Origin of the sequence: Lysinibacillus agricola (genome assembly GCF_016638705.1) — a bacterium.
GTDB classification, from domain to species: Bacteria; Bacillota; Bacilli; order Bacillales_A; family Planococcaceae; genus Lysinibacillus; species Lysinibacillus agricola.
Genome location: NZ_CP067341.1, coordinates 2,011,907 through 2,029,857 on the forward strand (window position 1 = coordinate 2,011,907; position 17,951 = coordinate 2,029,857).

Here is a 17,951-nt window from a genome sequence, read left to right on the forward strand (position 1 = left end):
AGCAAAGTTGTCAATTGATTGTCGAAATGCTTGTATAACTAACTATGATTTATTTCACAATAAAGTCTATAATGGAATTGAACAACATAGAAAGTAGGATGCCAAATGACAACGAAAAATCAACCTTTAACAGATCTAGAAATCGCTAGTCAAGCGGTTATGAAGCCTATTACAGAAATAGCGAAAGCTGCAGGCATTCCAGAGGATGCACTTGAACAGTATGGTCGCTACAAAGCAAAAATTGATCCATTAAAAATTACAGCACGGGGTGAGGACGCAAAGGTTGTATTAGTAACAGCCATTAGTCCAACTCCAGCAGGTGAAGGGAAATCAACTGTAACTGTTGGACTTGCTGACGCACTTCATCAATTGGATAAAAATGTTGCTGTTGCTTTACGTGAGCCATCACTCGGTCCTGTAATGGGTGTAAAAGGTGGCGCAACAGGTGGTGGATATGCACAGGTTGTACCGATGGAAGATATTAATTTGCATTTCACAGGCGACCTGCACGCGATTACGACAGCGAATAATGCATTATCAGCATTTATTGATAATCATATCCACCAAGGAAATGCATTAAACATTGACCCTCGTCGTATTATTTGGAAGCGTGTAATGGATTTAAATGACCGTGCCCTTCGTAAAGTAGTTGTGGGTCTCGGTGGTCCTGTACAAGGGATGCCACGTGAGGACGGCTTCGACATTACCGTTGCATCAGAAATAATGGCAGTCTTCTGTTTAGCTACAAGCATTGAAGATTTACGTGAACGTTTAGCAAGCATCGTGATCGGTTATACATTTGATCGTGAGCCCGTATTCGTACGTGATCTTCAAGTGGAAGGTTCCTTAACATTATTATTAAAAGATGCTTTTAAACCAAACTTAGTTCAAACGCTTGAAGGGACACCTGCCATTATTCACGGTGGACCATTTGCCAACATCGCACATGGTTGTAACTCGATAATGGCGACACAAACTGCACGTAAATTAGCTGATATTGTTGTAACGGAAGCGGGCTTTGGTTCAGATTTAGGTGCTGAAAAATTCATGAACATTAAAGCGCGTAAAGGAGGCTTTAAGCCAAGTGCAGTTGTTATCGTAGCAACGATTCGTGCATTAAAAATGCATGGCGGTGTAGCGAAAACAGAACTAGTTGGCGAAAATGTAGAAGCACTTTTACAAGGGATTGAAAACCTAGAGAAGCATGTGGAGACAATTCGTACATTTGGTGTTGAACCAATTATCGCGTTAAATCGCTTTATTACAGATACAGAGGCTGAGCTTGCAGCAGTATTAAACTGGTGTCAAGAGAAGCATGTACGCATTGCACGTACAAACGTTTGGGAAGAGGGCGGTAAAGGTGGTCTAGCCCTAGCAGAACAAGTGTTAGCTGTACTTGAGGAAGAAAACAATTTCTCACCTTTATATGATGTTTCAGAATCTATTGAGGAAAAAGTACGTACAATCGTGCAAAAAGTATATGGTGGGAAAGATGTGCAATTTACCGACCAAGCGAAAAAGCAAATCACCCAAATCGAAAAATTCGGTTGGGATTCTCTGCCGATTTGTATGGCGAAAACGCAGTATTCTTTATCCGACCAACCAAGTTTACTCGGTCGTCCAGAAGGCTTCACGGTAACAATTCGTGAGGTTATTCCAAAGCTTGGTGCAGGCTTCCTAGTTTGCTTAACTGGGGATATTATGACAATGCCAGGTTTACCAAAAGCACCTGCTGCATTGCGTATGGATGTTGATAATGAAGGGCATGCGGTAGGATTGTTCTAAAAAGAAATACAAGAATACGTAAAAAAAATAAATACAACACAAGCTGTTCCTTTAAATAAAGGGCAGCTTTTTTAAATTTAGTAATAAAGAGTGATCAAACTATTTATGCCCCATATTCAATAAGGAGAAAACTAGCTAACCATAAAAAAATTGCAATTCGAATGATGATATACATTGTATATTCAAAAAAAGAAAGGTTTCTTGCACGCTTTAATTTTTTTAAAAGTCTAACAGAAAAAACTGAGCATAAGAGTAGAACTGCTATAGATATTTGATATACGTTCTCTAACAGGTTTACATTTTCAAACAGGCTTTTCAACAGGATCATCCTCTCATGCTAGAAGATATGAGCTGTCTTGTCTCATTATGATGGTCATTTAGTGGAATAGTAGAATGCTACCGATTCATAAGGATGAAAATGTGTTACAGGCTCTTAGTTAGTCTAAATTGTGATAGTTAGGACTCTGGTTAATAGCTAGAGTCTTTTTCATGTTCTTATAAAGAAAGAGAAGGAACATCAATATACTGATTTTGGGAAAGGGTAGCGGATTGTCACTTTGAATTCTAGTGTCAAATAAAATTTATTTTAAAAATATATTGAATTTTCTTTTTATTTTAAATATAATTTATTTTAATTTAAAAAGAAACGCTGTATCGATAATAGAAACACATAGGGGTGGAAACTTGAAAATAGCAACAGATATTGGCGGTACTTTTACCGATTTAGTGTATACAGATGAAAAGGGAAATCTTCATTTTGACAAGGGGCATACGACTCCGGGCCATTTTGAGGACGGCATACTGAACGTATTAGAACGACATGTAACAGAAGATTCACTGGTCGAATCTTTTATTCATGGTTCTACGGTCATTATTAACACGTTAACAGAAAGAAAAGGAGGCATAGTCGGTTTAATCACGACAAAGGGTTTCCGTGATGTATTAGAAATTGCTCGCGGGAATCGACCCGATTTATACAATTTCAAATATAAAAAACCAACACCTTTTGTAGAGCGCTATTTACGACAAGAAATCGATGAGCGAATCGATTTTTAAAGAAACATTATGAAAGCACTTAATATTGAGGATGTAGGAGAAATAGTAAATAAATTTAAAGAATTAGGTGTAGAAGCAATCGCCATTTCATTAATCCATGGCTACAAAAATCCTAAACATGAAATTCAACTAAAAGAAGAGATAATAAAAATTTGGCCTGAAGTGTATATAACACTTTCGAGCGAAACGATTAAAGAATATAGAGAATACGAAAGAACAAATACCACTGTCTTAAATTCGTATGTTAAACCAATTGCACACGCATATTTAAAAAGTTTAAAAGAAAAGTTAAGTACGATTGACATTACAGAGCATTTAAAAATTATGCAATCCAATGGGGGAACGACCAGTTTCGATAAAGCGATGGAGTTGCCGATCAACCTAGTAGAATCTGGTCCTGTTGCGGGCATGTTCGGAGCTGCTAAATTAGGAGAGCTATTAAATGAATCCAATATTATCGCTTTTGATGTCGGTGGAACGACTGCGAAATGTTCGCTCATTACAAATGGAAAAGTAAATGTAACAACAGATTACTATATTGAAAGAAATGAAAAATTTGCAGGTTATCCTATTAAAACACCTGTCGTGGATATTGTGGAAATCGGTAATGGCGGTGGTTCCATCGCACGAGTAGATCAATTTGGTTCATTAAAAGTCGGCCCAGATTCTGCCGGAGCTAACCCAGGACCTGTCGCATATGGCTTAGGAAATACACAGCCAACTATTACAGACGCTAATGTCTATTTGGGAAGATTGTCACTAGAAAACTTTGATAATCCGGTTTCTATTAACAAAATTGAGGAGGCACTTATTGCTTCGATTGCCAAACCATTTCATGTTACAGCTGAGGAGGCTGCACAAGGAATTTTAGATATTGCGAATTCAAATATGTTAAATGCTCTAAAGCTTATCTCTATTCGTAAAGGATATGATCCAGAGGATTTTACAATGGTTGCCTTTGGTGGCGGTGGTCCACTACATGCTATTAATTTAGCGGAAGAATTGAACATGAAAAAAGTGATAATTCCATATGGATCATCGGTCTTTTCTGCAATAGGTATGATGATGACGGAATACCGACAAGATTATATCCAAACAAATTTAATGAACTTTGATAAAAATCATGTAGCCGACATTCAAAAAAATATCGATGACGCTATTGAAAGTGCCTATAAGGATGCTCCTCTTTCAAAAGATCATTATCATTTTGAAATTCATTACGATCTACGCTATAAAGGCCAAGAGCACGCTGTAAAAATGAGTGCATCCAATATCGCAATCAATGAAGCAGAGCTAGGTCATTTAGCGGAAGCGTTCCATATTAAACATAAACAGGAGTTTTCTTTTGATTTACCAAATACCCCAATTGAGTTAGTGAATTTACATCTCACTATTTATGGCAAAGATGAAGCAGTTCAATTTAAAGAACTAGATTTTTCAGACATTGACGTTACCACATGTATAAAATCGAAGCGTCAATTGTATGTCAAGAAAACTGGTTGGGTAAAAGTAAATGTTTATGATCAGCAAAAGCTAGTACCTGGATATGTGATTTCTGGTCCTGCAATTGTTGAAAATCCTACATCTACGGTCGTTATAAGTGAAAAACAATCCATCGAAATAGATAAATATGGAAATATTATTGTAGAGATGGGGGAGAAATAAGTTATGAAAAAAGACGTTTTTGCCGTAGAAATTATTCAGGATTCATTGCTAGCCATTGGAGATGAAATGTTTGTCGCCTTAGCTCGTTCATCAATGAGTCCAGTGATATATGAGGTATTAGATTATGCCTGTGGTTTAACAGATGCAAAAGGTAATTTAATCAGCCAAGGAAATGGTGTGACAAGTTTTATCGGAATGCTAAGTCCAATGGTTCAGCGTGTTATTGAAAAGTTTAAGAATGGTGAAGATTTACACGAAGGTGATGTCATCATTATTAATGATCCATATGTTGGAGGTGGATCGCATTTATCAGATGTTGGGTTAGTACTACCAATTTTCCACAATGGAGAAATTATCGCTTATTCTGCCAATAAAGCTCACTGGACAGAAGTTGGTGGGATGGACCCAGGTTCGTTTACGAGTAATTCCAATGAAATCTATCAAGAAGGCTTACAATTGCCAGGAGTAAAGCTCTATCGGAAAGGCGAGCTGAATGAAGCAATCTATGAAATCATATCTACGAATGTTCGTTTACCAGAGCTATCAATAGGAGATATGTTTGCCCAAGTTGCAGCATTAAAAACGGGAGAAAAACGAATCATTGAACTTTGTCAGAAATTCGGTGCTGAATCTGTTAAGTTGTCCATTGAAAAATTATTGGACAAGGGTGAAAAGATTGTTGAACTTGAACTACAACAATTGCCTAAAGGAGAGTTTTATGCGGAAGATTTTATTGAAGGAGATCCATTAAAAGGTGGACCATACCCTATCAAAGTAAAGGTGACAATAAATGATGAAAAATTCATTTGTGACTTTAGAGGATCACATCCTGCAGTTTATGTACCCGTAAACTGTTCGAAATTTGGATTAATGGCCAGTGTGAGAGTTATGTTTTTAGCGTTACTTGGTGATATTGATGTGATCAATGAAGGTGTATTTAAACGGTTAACAATCATTACAGATGAGAATTCAATTGTTTCTGCAAAACGACCACACCCAGTTTCGATGAATTTTGAGGCGCGTATTGGAGCAGCAGATTTAATCTGGAAAGCACTTGCACCTCACTTACCAGAAAGACTTTCAGCAGGACATTTACAGTCTGTTTGTACGTTTATTTTAACAGGTAAAAATCCAGACAACGATGAGTCATTCCTAATTGTTGAGCCATCTGTTGGTGGTTGGGGAGCGTCAAATGATGAAGATGGTCAAAGTGGGCAATATTGTATGGGCGATGGGGAAACTTATAACCTCCCTGTTGAGATTGCGGAGACAAAATACGGTATTCATATTGATGAATATAGCTTAAACTGCGATGGTGCAGGAGCTGGGAAATTTAGAGGCGGCATCGGTGTACGTCGTGTGTATACCGTGAATCATGATGGACAAAAGGTTTCAGTCAACTTAGGCAGACATCAATTTGCACCATTTGGCTTAAATGGCGGAAAGGGAGGCTCACATAACTATTTAATGATTCATAAAAAAGATGGTACAAAGCTCGGGCCAGTTGGTGTACTAGCGAATTATGAGTTGCAAAAAGGAGACCGAATAGAGCTTGTTACAGCAACAGGTGGCGGTTATGGCAATCCAAACGAGCGAAGTATTCAGGCAATAGAAAAAGACTTGTTAAATGAATATATTTCTTTAGAGGCAGCAGAAAAACAGTATGGTTATAACCTGGGCGGTGATCAGCGTCACAAATGAGTTGCTGGAGCGGGCATATTAGAGGAACGAAGGCTAAATACATCACGTTCTGTAACAATGCCTTCGTAACCAACGTCCTGGTGTTGCTGGCGCTTCGCTTTCGCACACTTGTCCCGTTATGATGATGAGCCGAATTTGTTGCTTACGATTTTTAGATTAGTATATGGCATTGATGATCAGAGGGAGAAATATATGCATGAACAAATTCCTCATCAAACTCAATATCACGTTTCTAAACTATAAATATATAGGAGTTGACTCAATGAATAATAAAGTATTACATCCTAGGGCTTTAGAGCCTATGACTCTATTAATGGTAGTTTTTACATCTGTGATTGGTGCAATAATTGGGTTACAACTGATTACTACTTTAGGGATTTCGGCCAATACATCAATTGTTGGTGCCATATTTGCAATGATTTTAGGAAGAATTCCTATTGGTAAGCTTATAGAGTTTAAATCCGTTCATAGGCAAAATCTTATTCAAACTGCGATATCAGCAGCAACTTTTAGTGCAGCGAGCAGTTTAATGTTACCAATTGGTATTCCATATGTTTTAGGCTATGAAAATTTAGTATTACCATTGTTTATCGGTGTTATTTTAGCGATGTTTGTTGATGCTTTATTATTATTTAAATTTTTTGATACAAAGATTTTCCCAGCAGCAGGTACTTGGCCACCAGGAATTGCAACTGCTGAGGCGATTAAAGCTGGAGATAAAGGTGGTAAAAACGCAAAGGTTCTAATCGGTGGCGTTTTAGTCGGTGTTGTAGGAGCTGTACTTAAAATTCCAATGTCAGCTTTTGGGGTAGCGTTTATCGGAAATATTTGGGCACTTACAATGTTTGGAATCGGTCTTTTACTTAGGGGCTATTCTGTTCAACTATTTAATGTAGATTTAAACGAATATTATATACCGCATGGTGTAATGATTGGTGCTGGAATTGTGGCGCTATTCCAAGTAGGCTTTACATTATTAAATAAGAAACCTTCTAAAGAGACAGAAGGGTTGGTATATTCGAAGGATTCGAAAGAGATTAGACAGGGCTTTGGTGCAGGGTTTATTGCTTATTTAGTCATTGCAGTATTAATTGCGCTTTTGGGTGGTTTAACGTCAGATATGTCTTTCGGTATGTTGATAGGCTTCATCGTATTCGCAACAATTGCTGCATTTGTACATGAATTAATTGTTGGTATTGCTGCCATGCATGCAGGTTGGTTCCCAGCATTTGCAGTAGCATTTATAACGCTTATTGTCGGCATTTTAATTGGTTTTCCACCTCCGGCACTCGCTTTATTAGCTGGATATAGTGCAGCAACAGGTGTTGCCTTTGCGGATATGGGCTATGATTTAAAAACGGGTTTTATTTTACGTGGAAATGGTAGTGATCCAGTATTAGAAAAAGAAGGTCGTAAACAGCAGCTAATCGCTGGTATTATAGCTTTCTCTATTTCTGCCATTGTTGTTTTATTATCTTACCAATCTTATTTTGCGCAAGATTTAGTAGCACCTGTAAATCATGTGTATGCTGCTACCATTCAATCTGGTGTGACAGGTGACGTGGCTAAACAATTATTGATTTGGGCGATTCCAGGCGCATTGATTCAACTTATCGGTGGTTCGAAGAGACAAATGGGTATCCTGTTTGCAACTGGTTTATTACTGATCAATCCTATTGCTGGATGGGCTGTTTTAGTAGGTATTTTACTTCGCATTATTTTCACTTATGTGACGAAAGGTAAGAGAGAATCTGAGATGACTGTATTTGCAGCAGGCGTAATTGCTGGAGATGCTTTATATAGTTTCTTCTCTTCTATTTTTAAAATAGGAAAATAGAAAGGAGTAATTGTTGATGGAAAAAGTTCTATCTTACGAGGATGGTATTGCTGCTGTCTATGGGGGTGCAATACTTGGAGGCGGTGGAGGTGGCCTCCTAGAGGAAGGCATAAAACTGGTTGAGGAAATATTTGCTGCCGGTGCACCTCAGTTAATCGATATAAAGGAATTAAATAATGAGGATTTGGTCGCTTGTGTGGCGATGGTTGGAGCTCCTTCAGCAGCCAATCAATATATCTCCAATGAACAGCTTTGCTGGAGCTATAGAAATATGAACACGTATACTAATAATCGATTAAAAGGGATTATTACGAACGAAAATGGAGCTATTACGACCATTAATGGCTGGTTACAATCGATTTTATTGGACGTACCAGTCGTTGATTCTCCTTGTAACGGACGAGCCCATCCAACTGGAATTATGGGTTCCTTGAATTTACACGAGCTAAAAGATTATAAATCTGTTCAATTTTATGCGGGTGGGAAAAATGATTTTGCGATTCAAGGCTTTGTTGAAGGTGATTTACAAAACACAGCAAAGACAGCCCGTAATGCTTCTATTTTAGCTGGCGGGATGGTAGGGGTAACTCGAAACCCTGTAACAATTGGCTATTTAAAAGAACATGGAGCTCCGAATGCAATTACAGAGGCAATCCAGCTCGGCTATTGCTTCCTGAATGGACAAACAATCGAAGAAAAATTGGAAAATATCATTCGTCAGTTGAATGGGGTGCACATTGTATCGGGTCTAGTGACGGATTATTTATTAACAAATGAAAGTGGCTTTGATGTAGGTAAATTAACTGTAGAGGATTTTCATTTAACTTTTTGGAACGAGTATATGACTTTATCGAAAGAGGGTAACATCCAATCCAAATTTCCGGATCTTATTATGACCTTTGATGTGAACAAAATGATTCCTGTACCTAGTGCAAGCATAAAAGAAGGAATGCATGTTGCTGTTATTCAAGCCGATCAGCGTAATTTAAAATTAAGCACGACGATGAAAAATAAGGCGTTGTTGCAAGAAATTGACGAGGTGATTGGAACTGTTCTATAAATAGCAGCTGTTTACTGGGCTCAACTTTATACATCACAATTACAAAAGGGTATGGGGTATCATAAACTGCTACTGACGATTACCATTAATATATATAATTTCACGGTGTTTCCTCAAAGTGCATATTATCAGAGTACCTTCCATTTGTATGAGGATAAAACATTAAAGCGATTAGTTATACAGGATGATGCTTTGGAAGTGCACTTTATTGAAATGAATACATTCCTTGAACAATGGCATAGAGGAGTTCTTAAGCCACTGGATGGTATTTTAGCACGTTGGTTATTGTTATTAGGAATGGTCGATGCACGAAAGAAAAAGGTCTATGAAAAAATTTATCGTGATTTGGAGGAACTAGCGGTGAAGGACGAACATTTATTACAGGCATTCAATGTTTGGAAAGAGCTAAGTTTATCACAGGAAGATGTTATTGCCTATCAATCACGCTTAAAGTATATCCTTGATGAAGAGGCAAAGTTAGAGGATGTAAAGCATATGGCAGAGCAACAGGGAATCGAAAAAGGAAAAATAGAGGGTAAAATAGAAGAAAAAGAAAAAACTGCTAATAAACTTTTAGCGAATGGTATGGATATTGATTTTATTTGTAAAATAACAGGCTTATCTGTGGAGCGTATTGAAGAAATCAAAGAAAGGCTAATTCAAAGTCGTGAAGATTAATAACGATAAAGCTAACAAGGCTCGTCATGTCTCTAAAATCTCCCATGTTCAGAATAATTTTTTTCCTTAGGAATGCTTTAGAAGGAAAATGGGAAATAACAAGAATCAGGAAAAAGGGAGATAGGATATTGTCTTTAAAATGGAAATTGAAGAAACAATAAAAGCTGCCATCATCTACAATAAATAAGATGGGCAGCTTTTACTGTTTCTTCAGCGGGTTGGTATTACATAACATAACTATCGTTCCTACTTCCTTCATAACTTAATACTTCATTTACGGCTTAAATAAAATTCGGAAAAATTGTTGCCTAAAAAAGAATTCTCTAGTTTTGTTAGCACGACTCTGATGATTTGACTTTTCGCAAAATGTTGGCAAGAAATTGGTGTACTATTTACCATTAATGGGAGGAGTTACGTTCACACATATTCAAGGCAATGAATAGAAGAAGGTAACATCAATTAATGATAAAAATATTACACGCTTGCGACATTTGGTCAAAGCCTTCGTTGGTCGTGAAAACAGGCTTACTGTTTGTTCACTTATTTCGTCATGTACATTCACTATGCGGGTTAAAACAAAGAATTTCTAAGGGAAAGTGTTCACTTTTATTTGTTTCTTTAGATGATTGGTTTACACTATACGCACGTCATCTTTCAACACAATATTCAATTGTAAGCCCGCTGAAGTTGTTTAATCTGTCAAAACATAGTTCTTGTACACCACTGAAATAGTGAGGTTACAGAACAAAATTGTTCTGTACATTCATCTTATAATATTCTGAAAACTTAGTCAATTGAAAACATCTATCCATTTTGATTTTTGTTGAGTTAGAGATTACTTAGCTACCAACTATTCTAAGCAATACAGTATAATAACATACGAAGGGACTGAACAAAGAATATGAACAATTTAATGGACAAAGTACGAGAAATTTATGAGCAGTTTGATGCTAGTCATGATTTTCAACATATTGAACGTGTTTATCAAAATGCGTTAGCAATTTTACATACCGAGCCGGAAGCTGATGCAGAGGTCGTGAAAATTGTAGTGCTGTTGCATGATGTTAGTGATAAAAAGTATACCGATAGTAAAGAGCAAGAAAATAAGCTAATTGCCGAGCTATCTTTAAGTGAAGAGAAAAAGCAACATATCCGAGATTGCATTGCACAAGTATCGTTTAATGGCGGCAATGAGCTAGAAGCAACCTCTATTGAGGCAAAAATAGCGCGAGATGCAGATCGATTAGATGCCATTGGAGCAATTGGCATTGCCCGTACATTTGCTTTTGGTGGGGCTAAAGGTCGAAAGCTATACGACGAGGAAGAGGACGCACGTACGGATATGACAGAGGAGGAGTATCGCAGTAAAAATACATCCTCAGTTACCCATTTTTATGAGAAGCTATTATTCCTAAAGGATTTAATGACAACCGAAAAAGGCAAGCAAATGGCTAAAGAACGCCATCAATTTATGGTACAGTTTTTAGAGCAATTACAGAATGAAATAGGTAAGTAAGATGTACACTGCTTTTCAAAGCAGACGTAAATTTTAAATAACATAAAAAGGTATGAGCGCCGCTATTTACTAGTGAGCTTATACCTTTTTATGTTGCAATTTTCTATTACAGTTGATTTATTCCTTACCAAGCTGTAATTCGGAGTCTTGCTCGATTGATAATAGCGATTTCCATACATAATAGCGATTTTAAACGATAGGTATCTTTTCAGTGGATCTTATACATACTAACCATACTGATTTGGTCTCATGGGTAATCAACATTATCGTCATGCATGGGAGAATTGATTTATCAAAGTTTGGTGAATCATTAGTAACTAAAGGTTGATAAAGGTCAAATGTTAATGCGTGAATATCAAATTGCTGTGAAATTGTAAATAATGCTATGAAAATGTCTAGTTTTATTAAAAAATTAACATAATGGGGAAAATATTGATGAAATGAAATCCTTTTTTTCTATAAAATGAGCAAAAACTCTTTTCATCTATTACATAAAACATATATAATTACTTATGTTTTTTCGACAATGGGGATCTTGAATTAGGTCTATTTTTCATTCAAATATTAGATCGTGGGAGAAATATCCTTTTAAATACATTGGGGTAACCGTCAAAGGAGTTTTAACATCATGAAAGAAGCAAAAAGCGCAGTCAAATGGATTCCTTTCTTCATTACCCTTGCTGTTGGCGTAGCTATCTGGATTTGTCCAGTACCTTCAGGAGTAGAGGAAAATGCGTGGCATCTGTTTGCTATTTTTGTTGCGACAATTATAGGGTTTATAACGAAACCGTTGCCAATGGGAGCTATATCCTTTATTGCTATGGCTATGATTGCAATAACGAATACATTAACCATTGAAGAGACATTAAGTGGTTTTGGCAATTCAACAATTTGGCTGATTGTCATTGCCTTCTTTATTTCTCGTGGATTTATTAAAACGGGACTAGGGGAACGAATTGCTTATATATTTGTTCGTCTTTTTGGGAAAAAAACCTTGAGCCTGTCTTACTCTTTACTTGCGAGTGATCTAATATTAGCACCAGCTATTCCTAGTAATACAGCTCGTGCTGGTGGTGTAATATTTCCAATCATCCAGTCATTATCTCATACCTTCGGATCTAAACCAGAAGATGGGACAGAGCGTAAGATGGGTGCCTTTCTTTTAAAGGTAGGCTTTCAAGGGAATTTAATAACGTCTGCTATGTTTATGACAGCCATGGCAGCGAATCCTTTAATTGTAAAGCTAGCAAGTGATACAGCTGGAGTAACTATTACTTGGTTCGGCTGGGCAGTGGCCATGATTGTCCCTGGGTTAACAGCTTTAATCGTTGTTCCTTATGTTATTTATAAAATCTATCCGCCTCAGATCAAGGAAACACCAGAAGCAGCAGCTATCGCTAAAAAGAAGCTGGATGAATTTGGTCCACTGAAAAGTTCTGAAAAGCGCATGGTTGTAGTATTTATTGTTGTGTTGTCGTTATGGATAGGCGGAGACTACTTTGGAATTAGTGCTACTACATCAGCTCTAATAGGTCTTTCCTTACTTTTATTGTTAAATGTCTTAACATGGGCAGATATCAAAAAGGAAGAAGGGGCATGGGATACGCTTGTCTGGTTTGCAACATTATTTATGATGGCATCTTATATGAACAAACTAGGGCTAATTCCATGGTTTAGTAATGAAGTTGGTGGACTTGTATCTGGGTATAGTTGGATATGGGCTGTTTTAATATTAGCATTAGTCTATTTCTATTCTCATTATTTCTTCGCGAGTTCCACTGCTCATATTAGTGCGATGTATGCAGCATTTTTATCTGTTATGCTGCAAGCAGGAGCACCTGCTATGTTAGCAGCTATATTATTAGCGGCATTTAGTAATTTATTTGGCGCCACTACTCATTATGGTTCTGGTCCAGCACCAGTCTTCTTTGGTGCAGGTTATATTGACCAAAAGAAATGGTGGACAGTTGGATTTGTAGTTTCCATTGTTACCATCCTGATTTTTGTTATAGTAGGAGGACTGTGGTGGAAGCTTCTTGGTTATTGGTAAAATAATTGGCTTCTGTATCCGGATAGAAATATGTTCTATCCGGATATTTTTATTGGTGACTAAGTATTATTCTATAATTAGGGATATGACTTGGTTTGGTGATTTAGAGGGACACATCATCAGGTACCTTTGCTCTTCCTCATTTTGCAGTTAATGGAGGAGGCTTTTTTTGATAGGTAAGCAGAGTTTGTTGTCCTTTGTTTACCTGTCATTTGGTGTTATGATAAAAATGGATAGCAATAATAAACTACATATAAAAAGTAGTGTGGATACTAAACAACACTTAAATGAAAGAGATGGACAAATGTAATGAGTCATTTAATTGTACAAAATTTAACGAAAACAGTGGGCGATAAAACGCTCTTTCAAAATATTGAATTTACGATTTATGAGGGAGAGCGAGCTGGGCTAATTGGCATTAATGGTACTGGTAAATCCACATTGCTTTCTATTTTAGCAGGTGAAATCGAAGCGGATGCAATGGAAGTTGACCGCCCAAATAAATACCGTGTTGCTTATTTACCACAGGAGCCTACTTTTAAAAGCGGCGAAACGGTGTTACAGGCAGTATTTACAGGGAATTCACCTATTTTAAAATTGAATCGTGAATATGAGGAAACGGTTGCTGCACTTGCCTTAAATCCGACTTCAGAAAGTTTACAAAAAACGTTATTTAGCTTGCAGCATCGTATGGATGAAGAGCAGGCATGGGATGTCAATGCACTTGCAAAGACAGCACTTACGAAGTTTGGCATTGAAATGTTTGATAAAGAAGTATTAACACTGTCAGGTGGTCAGCAAAAGCGCGTTGCTTTAGCTAAAGTTTTAATAGAGCCGGTAGATCTTTATTTATTGGACGAGCCTACCAACCATTTAGATGTGCAGTCAACTCAGTGGCTACAGGAAATGGTGTTACGATTAAAGGGAGCCGTTATATTTATTACCCATGATCGTTATTTCTTAGATGAACTGTCTACGCATATTTACGAGCTGGCTGATCAAACATTATACCGTCATACTGGGAATTATGGGGATTATTTAGAAGCTCGTGCTATTCGTGAGGAAATGACAGCAGCCTCTACACAAAAAGATCGCAACCGCTATCGCTCAGAACTAAAATGGATTCGCCGTGGAGCGAAAGCGCGTTCTACGAAGCAAAAGGCACGTATCCAGCGCTTCGAGCAGTTAGAGGATAACTTGGAGCGTAAATCTGAGGATGTTTCTCTTGACATGAGCCTAGCAACAACACGCCTCGGTCGAAAGGTTTTAGAGGCTGAACATATTTCAAAGGCATTTGGTCATCAAAAAATCCTTGAAAACTTTTCATTTTTACTACAGCAGGGCGATCGTATCGGAATTATCGGAGCAAATGGTGTAGGAAAATCAACATTATTGAACATGCTAGCAGGTGAACTTACACCTGATGCTGGTGAAATTCTTGTTGGTTCGACAGTGAAGTTAGCGCATTTCAAACAAACGCTACCAAAAATGAATGAAAATGAGCGCATGATTGAATATATCCGTGAAGCCTCAAATGATATCACAGATGCAGAGGGTGTGCGCTATTCGGCTGCTCAAATGCTAGAGCGTTTCTTATTCCCACTTCATGCACACGGTACACCTATCGGTAAATTATCGGGTGGCGAGCGTAAACGTCTGCATTTATTACGATTATTAATGGAACAACCAAACGTACTGTTACTAGACGAGCCTACGAATGATTTGGATATTGAAACATTAGGTGTGCTTGAGGATTTCATTGAGCATTTCCCTGGAGTTGTCATAACTATATCCCACGATCGCTTTTTCTTAGATCGAATTGCGAAAAAGCTGTGGGTTTTAGATGGTCTTGGGCATGTTGATGAGTCGCTTGATCTTTACAGTGAATATTTACAAAAACGTGAACAAGAAGTCGCTGTAAAGGTAGAAGCGCCAAAAGTCGAAAAAGCTAAGACCGAAAAGCCTAAAGCGGACAAGAAAAAATTATCCTTTAAAGAGCAAAAAGAGTGGGAAACGATTGCTGATGACATAGAAAAGACGGAAACAGCGATTATGGAGACAGAAGAAGGTATTGCCAACGCTGGTGCTGATTTTACAAAGCTACAAGAATTAACGGCGAAGCTAGATGAGCTAAATGCACAATATGAGCATCTTATTGAAAGATGGTCGTATTTAGATGAAATCGTAAATGGATAAGGAGCGATAGACATGAAGATTATGACAATTGAACCGACACCAAGCCCTAATTCTATGAAGATTGTCGTTGATACAGAGTTACCTTTTGGCAAAAGCTATAATTTTACAAAGGATAATAAAGATGAAGCAACTGGTGAAGCAGCAGCGATTTTGGCAATTGAAGGTGTTAAAGGCGTTTATCATGTAGCAGATTTCTTCGCTGTTGAGCGTAACGCAAAGTATGCATGGGAAAGTATTTTAGCAAGCATTCGCCAAGTGTTAGGTGAAGACGTACACGAAGTAAACAATGAACAAGTAGCCAATGAATTTTATGGTGAAGTGTACGTTCATGTACAGTTTTATAAGCAAGTACCACTTCAAGTGAAGGTATTTGATAACCAACATGAGCACCGTGTAAGCTGTGGTGAGCGCTTTGTGGAAGCTTTCAATAAAATTAGTGAGACAGCAGTTGATGAAAATTACATTTTCCAACGTAAATGGATTGACTATGGTGTACGTTATGGAGAGCTTGAGGAAATTGCGGAAGCAGTAAAACAGGAAATCGAAGTAACCTATTCTGAGGAACGTTTGGCGAAGATTATTGCAACGATTAATGATTCTGAGAAAACTATTGAGAAGCCAGCTAAGCTAAAAATTACTGTTGCGCAGTTTAAGCAACCAGAATGGGAAAAACGTTTCCAACTGCTTGACCAAATGGCAGATCCAGAGCTAGATGATTTACCGCTTTTAGATTTAGCGTTACAAGATGAGCAAATGTCTATCCGTCGACTTGCAACCGTTTATTTAGGCATGATTGAGGATGTGGCAGTTGTTCCATATTTAGAAAAGGCATTACAGAACAAAAGTGCAGCGGTACGTCGAACGGCAGGAGATTGTATGAGTGACCTTGGCTTCGTGGAATTTGAGGACGCGATGCAGCAAGCGTTACAGGATAAAAACAAACTTGTTCGTTGGCGTGCAGCTATGTACTTATATGAAGTCGGTACTGAGAAATCCTTAGCGACATTGAAGGCTGCTGCAGAAGATAAAGAGTTTGAAGTGAAGCTACAAGTAAAAATGGCGATTGCCCGCATCGAACAAGGTGAGGAAGCAAAAGGTTCTGTTTGGAAGCAAATGACAGAATCTCGCCAGCAATAAATTGAAACTTTAATCAGTGACCCGTTAATGGGGATAAAAGAAATAAACCAGCTCTCTGCTATGAATGTAGTTCAACAGAGACGCTGGTTTTTCTTTATTGTTGCTTTTGGTAAAAAGTAAAATTCTCTACTAATGTTCTAATGATATTAACCTTTGATAAATGATAAAACAAACTTGTTGTTTCGAAATTGTATACATCCCATTTCTTTCGGAAGTTCCAATTTGTCTTTTAACCTTCAAATATAGTAGCGGCACGATGTTTTTAAAACTAGGCTGTTTTCTCAAAGATTGTTACTTCTGGTTTGGTTATCTTCTTCTTCAACTAAAATTAGTTTAAGTACATTCTTTCACAAACTTTATTGATTTAGCAAAATTAAACAGTTTATATATTACAGAAATACTACTTCGTTAGCAGGAACTACTTTTTTCGTTTCATATTTACTATTTTCTTTGGCTGTTAATATGACCTTGCTTGCAAAATACTCTTATAATTAATTGCCCTAAAATATAAATAATTGAAACAAATATAATGGCGGCATCTCTGCCAAAAGGTTTAAACCAACCTCCATCATCAACTATAAAAAAATAGCCAAATATTAAAGAAATAACGGTCATAATAAAATTCAAGCCAAAGAACAAAGGAAATTTAATGTTTCTCGATGATATACCTACAACAATAATGAACACTAGAAATACCGGAAACAAAAAATCAGCGTGTTGGCTAGCAAGATGACTATTATATTCGTAAAAATGAAATAAGAAAGGAACTGGAAATAAAGACAAAATACTTATAATAAACCTCTTCAATTTATATATACCCCCTATATAAAATTGATAAGGTGGTTTTTTCAATATACTGTAGTTTTTTTATTTCTAATTCTTATTTAACTAAACTGCTTCGTTAGTAAAAAAACGTCTTCACTTGTTGTATGTTAAAGTGAAAAGTTTCACAAATAATAGAAAATAGATTATACTGGACTAACTATCATATTCAAAAAGGAGCATTTCCTATGACCAAGAATAATCAATCCGAAGTACCTCAAAAAAAAATCAGCCTGCAAGAGGCAGTAAAACAGCAGCTTGAAAACAAAAAGAACCATTCCTCTGCTAATAAAGGAAAAAAGAATGCTGACCTATCAACAAAAAAAATGAAAAGCCAGCAAACGAAAAAAACAAGCAATACCCGTAGAAAAATGGGTGTCTGATATACGGACAATATTGGAAAGACATATTACCAGGCAAAGCTGTTGATATTGTTAAAAAAGGATCG

The 17,951-nt window shown here is 37.2% G+C and carries 12 protein-coding genes and 1 pseudogene; 11 read left to right on the forward strand and 2 right to left on the reverse strand.

Features of this window, described 5'->3' with window-relative positions:
* Positions 1–105: 105 nt before the first annotated feature.
* A complete protein-coding gene (locus FJQ98_RS09570; RefSeq protein WP_053593669.1) occupies positions 106–1,785 on the forward strand; it encodes a formate--tetrahydrofolate ligase in 1,680 nt (559 codons plus the stop codon).
* 103 nt (positions 1,786–1,888) lie between these two features.
* Here FJQ98_RS09570 and FJQ98_RS09575 read toward each other — a convergent pair whose 3' ends face one another.
* A complete protein-coding gene (locus FJQ98_RS09575; protein WP_053593789.1) occupies positions 1,889–2,107 on the reverse strand; it encodes a hypothetical protein in 219 nt (72 codons plus the stop codon).
* Positions 2,108–2,469: 362 nt separating this feature from the next.
* Between FJQ98_RS09575 and FJQ98_RS09580 the strand changes: the two are divergent.
* The 9 genes and pseudogenes from FJQ98_RS09580 (at position 2,470) to FJQ98_RS09620 (ending at position 16,681) form a co-directional block, all read left to right on the forward strand.
* A pseudogene (locus FJQ98_RS09580) lies at positions 2,470–4,506 on the forward strand (hydantoinase/oxoprolinase family protein).
* A gap of 3 nt (positions 4,507–4,509) precedes the next feature.
* Positions 4,510–6,207, forward strand: coding sequence for a hydantoinase B/oxoprolinase family protein (locus tag FJQ98_RS09585; protein WP_053593667.1), 1,698 nt, complete (start codon positions 4,510–4,512; stop codon positions 6,205–6,207).
* A 262-nt stretch (positions 6,208–6,469) separates the two neighbouring features.
* On the forward strand, positions 6,470–8,044 hold the full coding sequence (locus FJQ98_RS09590; RefSeq protein WP_053593666.1) for an OPT/YSL family transporter: 1,575 nt from the start codon (positions 6,470–6,472) through the stop codon (positions 8,042–8,044).
* 16 nt (positions 8,045–8,060) lie between these two features.
* Entirely contained in the window at positions 8,061–9,104 is a 1,044-nt protein-coding gene (locus tag FJQ98_RS09595; protein WP_053593665.1) for an S-methyl thiohydantoin desulfurase domain-containing protein, read from the forward strand.
* Complete coding sequence (locus FJQ98_RS09600) at positions 9,105–9,782, forward strand: Rpn family recombination-promoting nuclease/putative transposase (protein WP_277815927.1); 678 nt, start codon at positions 9,105–9,107, stop codon at positions 9,780–9,782.
* Between the two features lie 901 nt (positions 9,783–10,683).
* Positions 10,684–11,298, forward strand: a complete 615-nt coding sequence (locus tag FJQ98_RS09605; RefSeq protein ID WP_053593663.1) for an HD domain-containing protein — start codon at positions 10,684–10,686, stop codon at positions 11,296–11,298.
* 628 nt (positions 11,299–11,926) lie between these two features.
* Complete coding sequence (locus FJQ98_RS09610; RefSeq protein ID WP_053593662.1) at positions 11,927–13,348, forward strand: anion permease; 1,422 nt, start codon at positions 11,927–11,929, stop codon at positions 13,346–13,348.
* Positions 13,349–13,657: 309 nt separating this feature from the next.
* Positions 13,658–15,544, forward strand: coding sequence for an ABC-F family ATP-binding cassette domain-containing protein (locus FJQ98_RS09615; RefSeq protein ID WP_053593661.1), 1,887 nt, complete (start codon positions 13,658–13,660; stop codon positions 15,542–15,544).
* Positions 15,545–15,556: 12 nt separating this feature from the next.
* The gene (locus FJQ98_RS09620) at positions 15,557–16,681 is read left to right on the forward strand and encodes a conserved virulence factor C family protein (protein ID WP_053593660.1); all 1,125 of its coding nucleotides are present in this window, start codon (positions 15,557–15,559) and stop codon (positions 16,679–16,681) included.
* Positions 16,682–17,122: 441 nt separating this feature from the next.
* On the opposite strand, the gene FJQ98_RS09625 is transcribed toward FJQ98_RS09620, so the two are convergent.
* Positions 17,123–17,488 carry a hypothetical protein gene (locus FJQ98_RS09625; RefSeq protein ID WP_075807199.1) on the reverse strand — a complete coding sequence of 122 codons (366 nt, stop codon included), beginning with the start codon at positions 17,486–17,488 and terminating at the stop codon, positions 17,123–17,125.
* A gap of 203 nt (positions 17,489–17,691) precedes the next feature.
* Here FJQ98_RS09625 and FJQ98_RS09630 point away from each other — a divergent pair, with 203 nt between their 5' ends.
* Positions 17,692–17,886: a hypothetical protein gene (locus FJQ98_RS09630; protein WP_053593659.1), complete on the forward strand. Its 195-nt coding sequence runs from the start codon at positions 17,692–17,694 to the stop codon at positions 17,884–17,886.
* Positions 17,887–17,951: the final 65 nt, after the last annotated feature.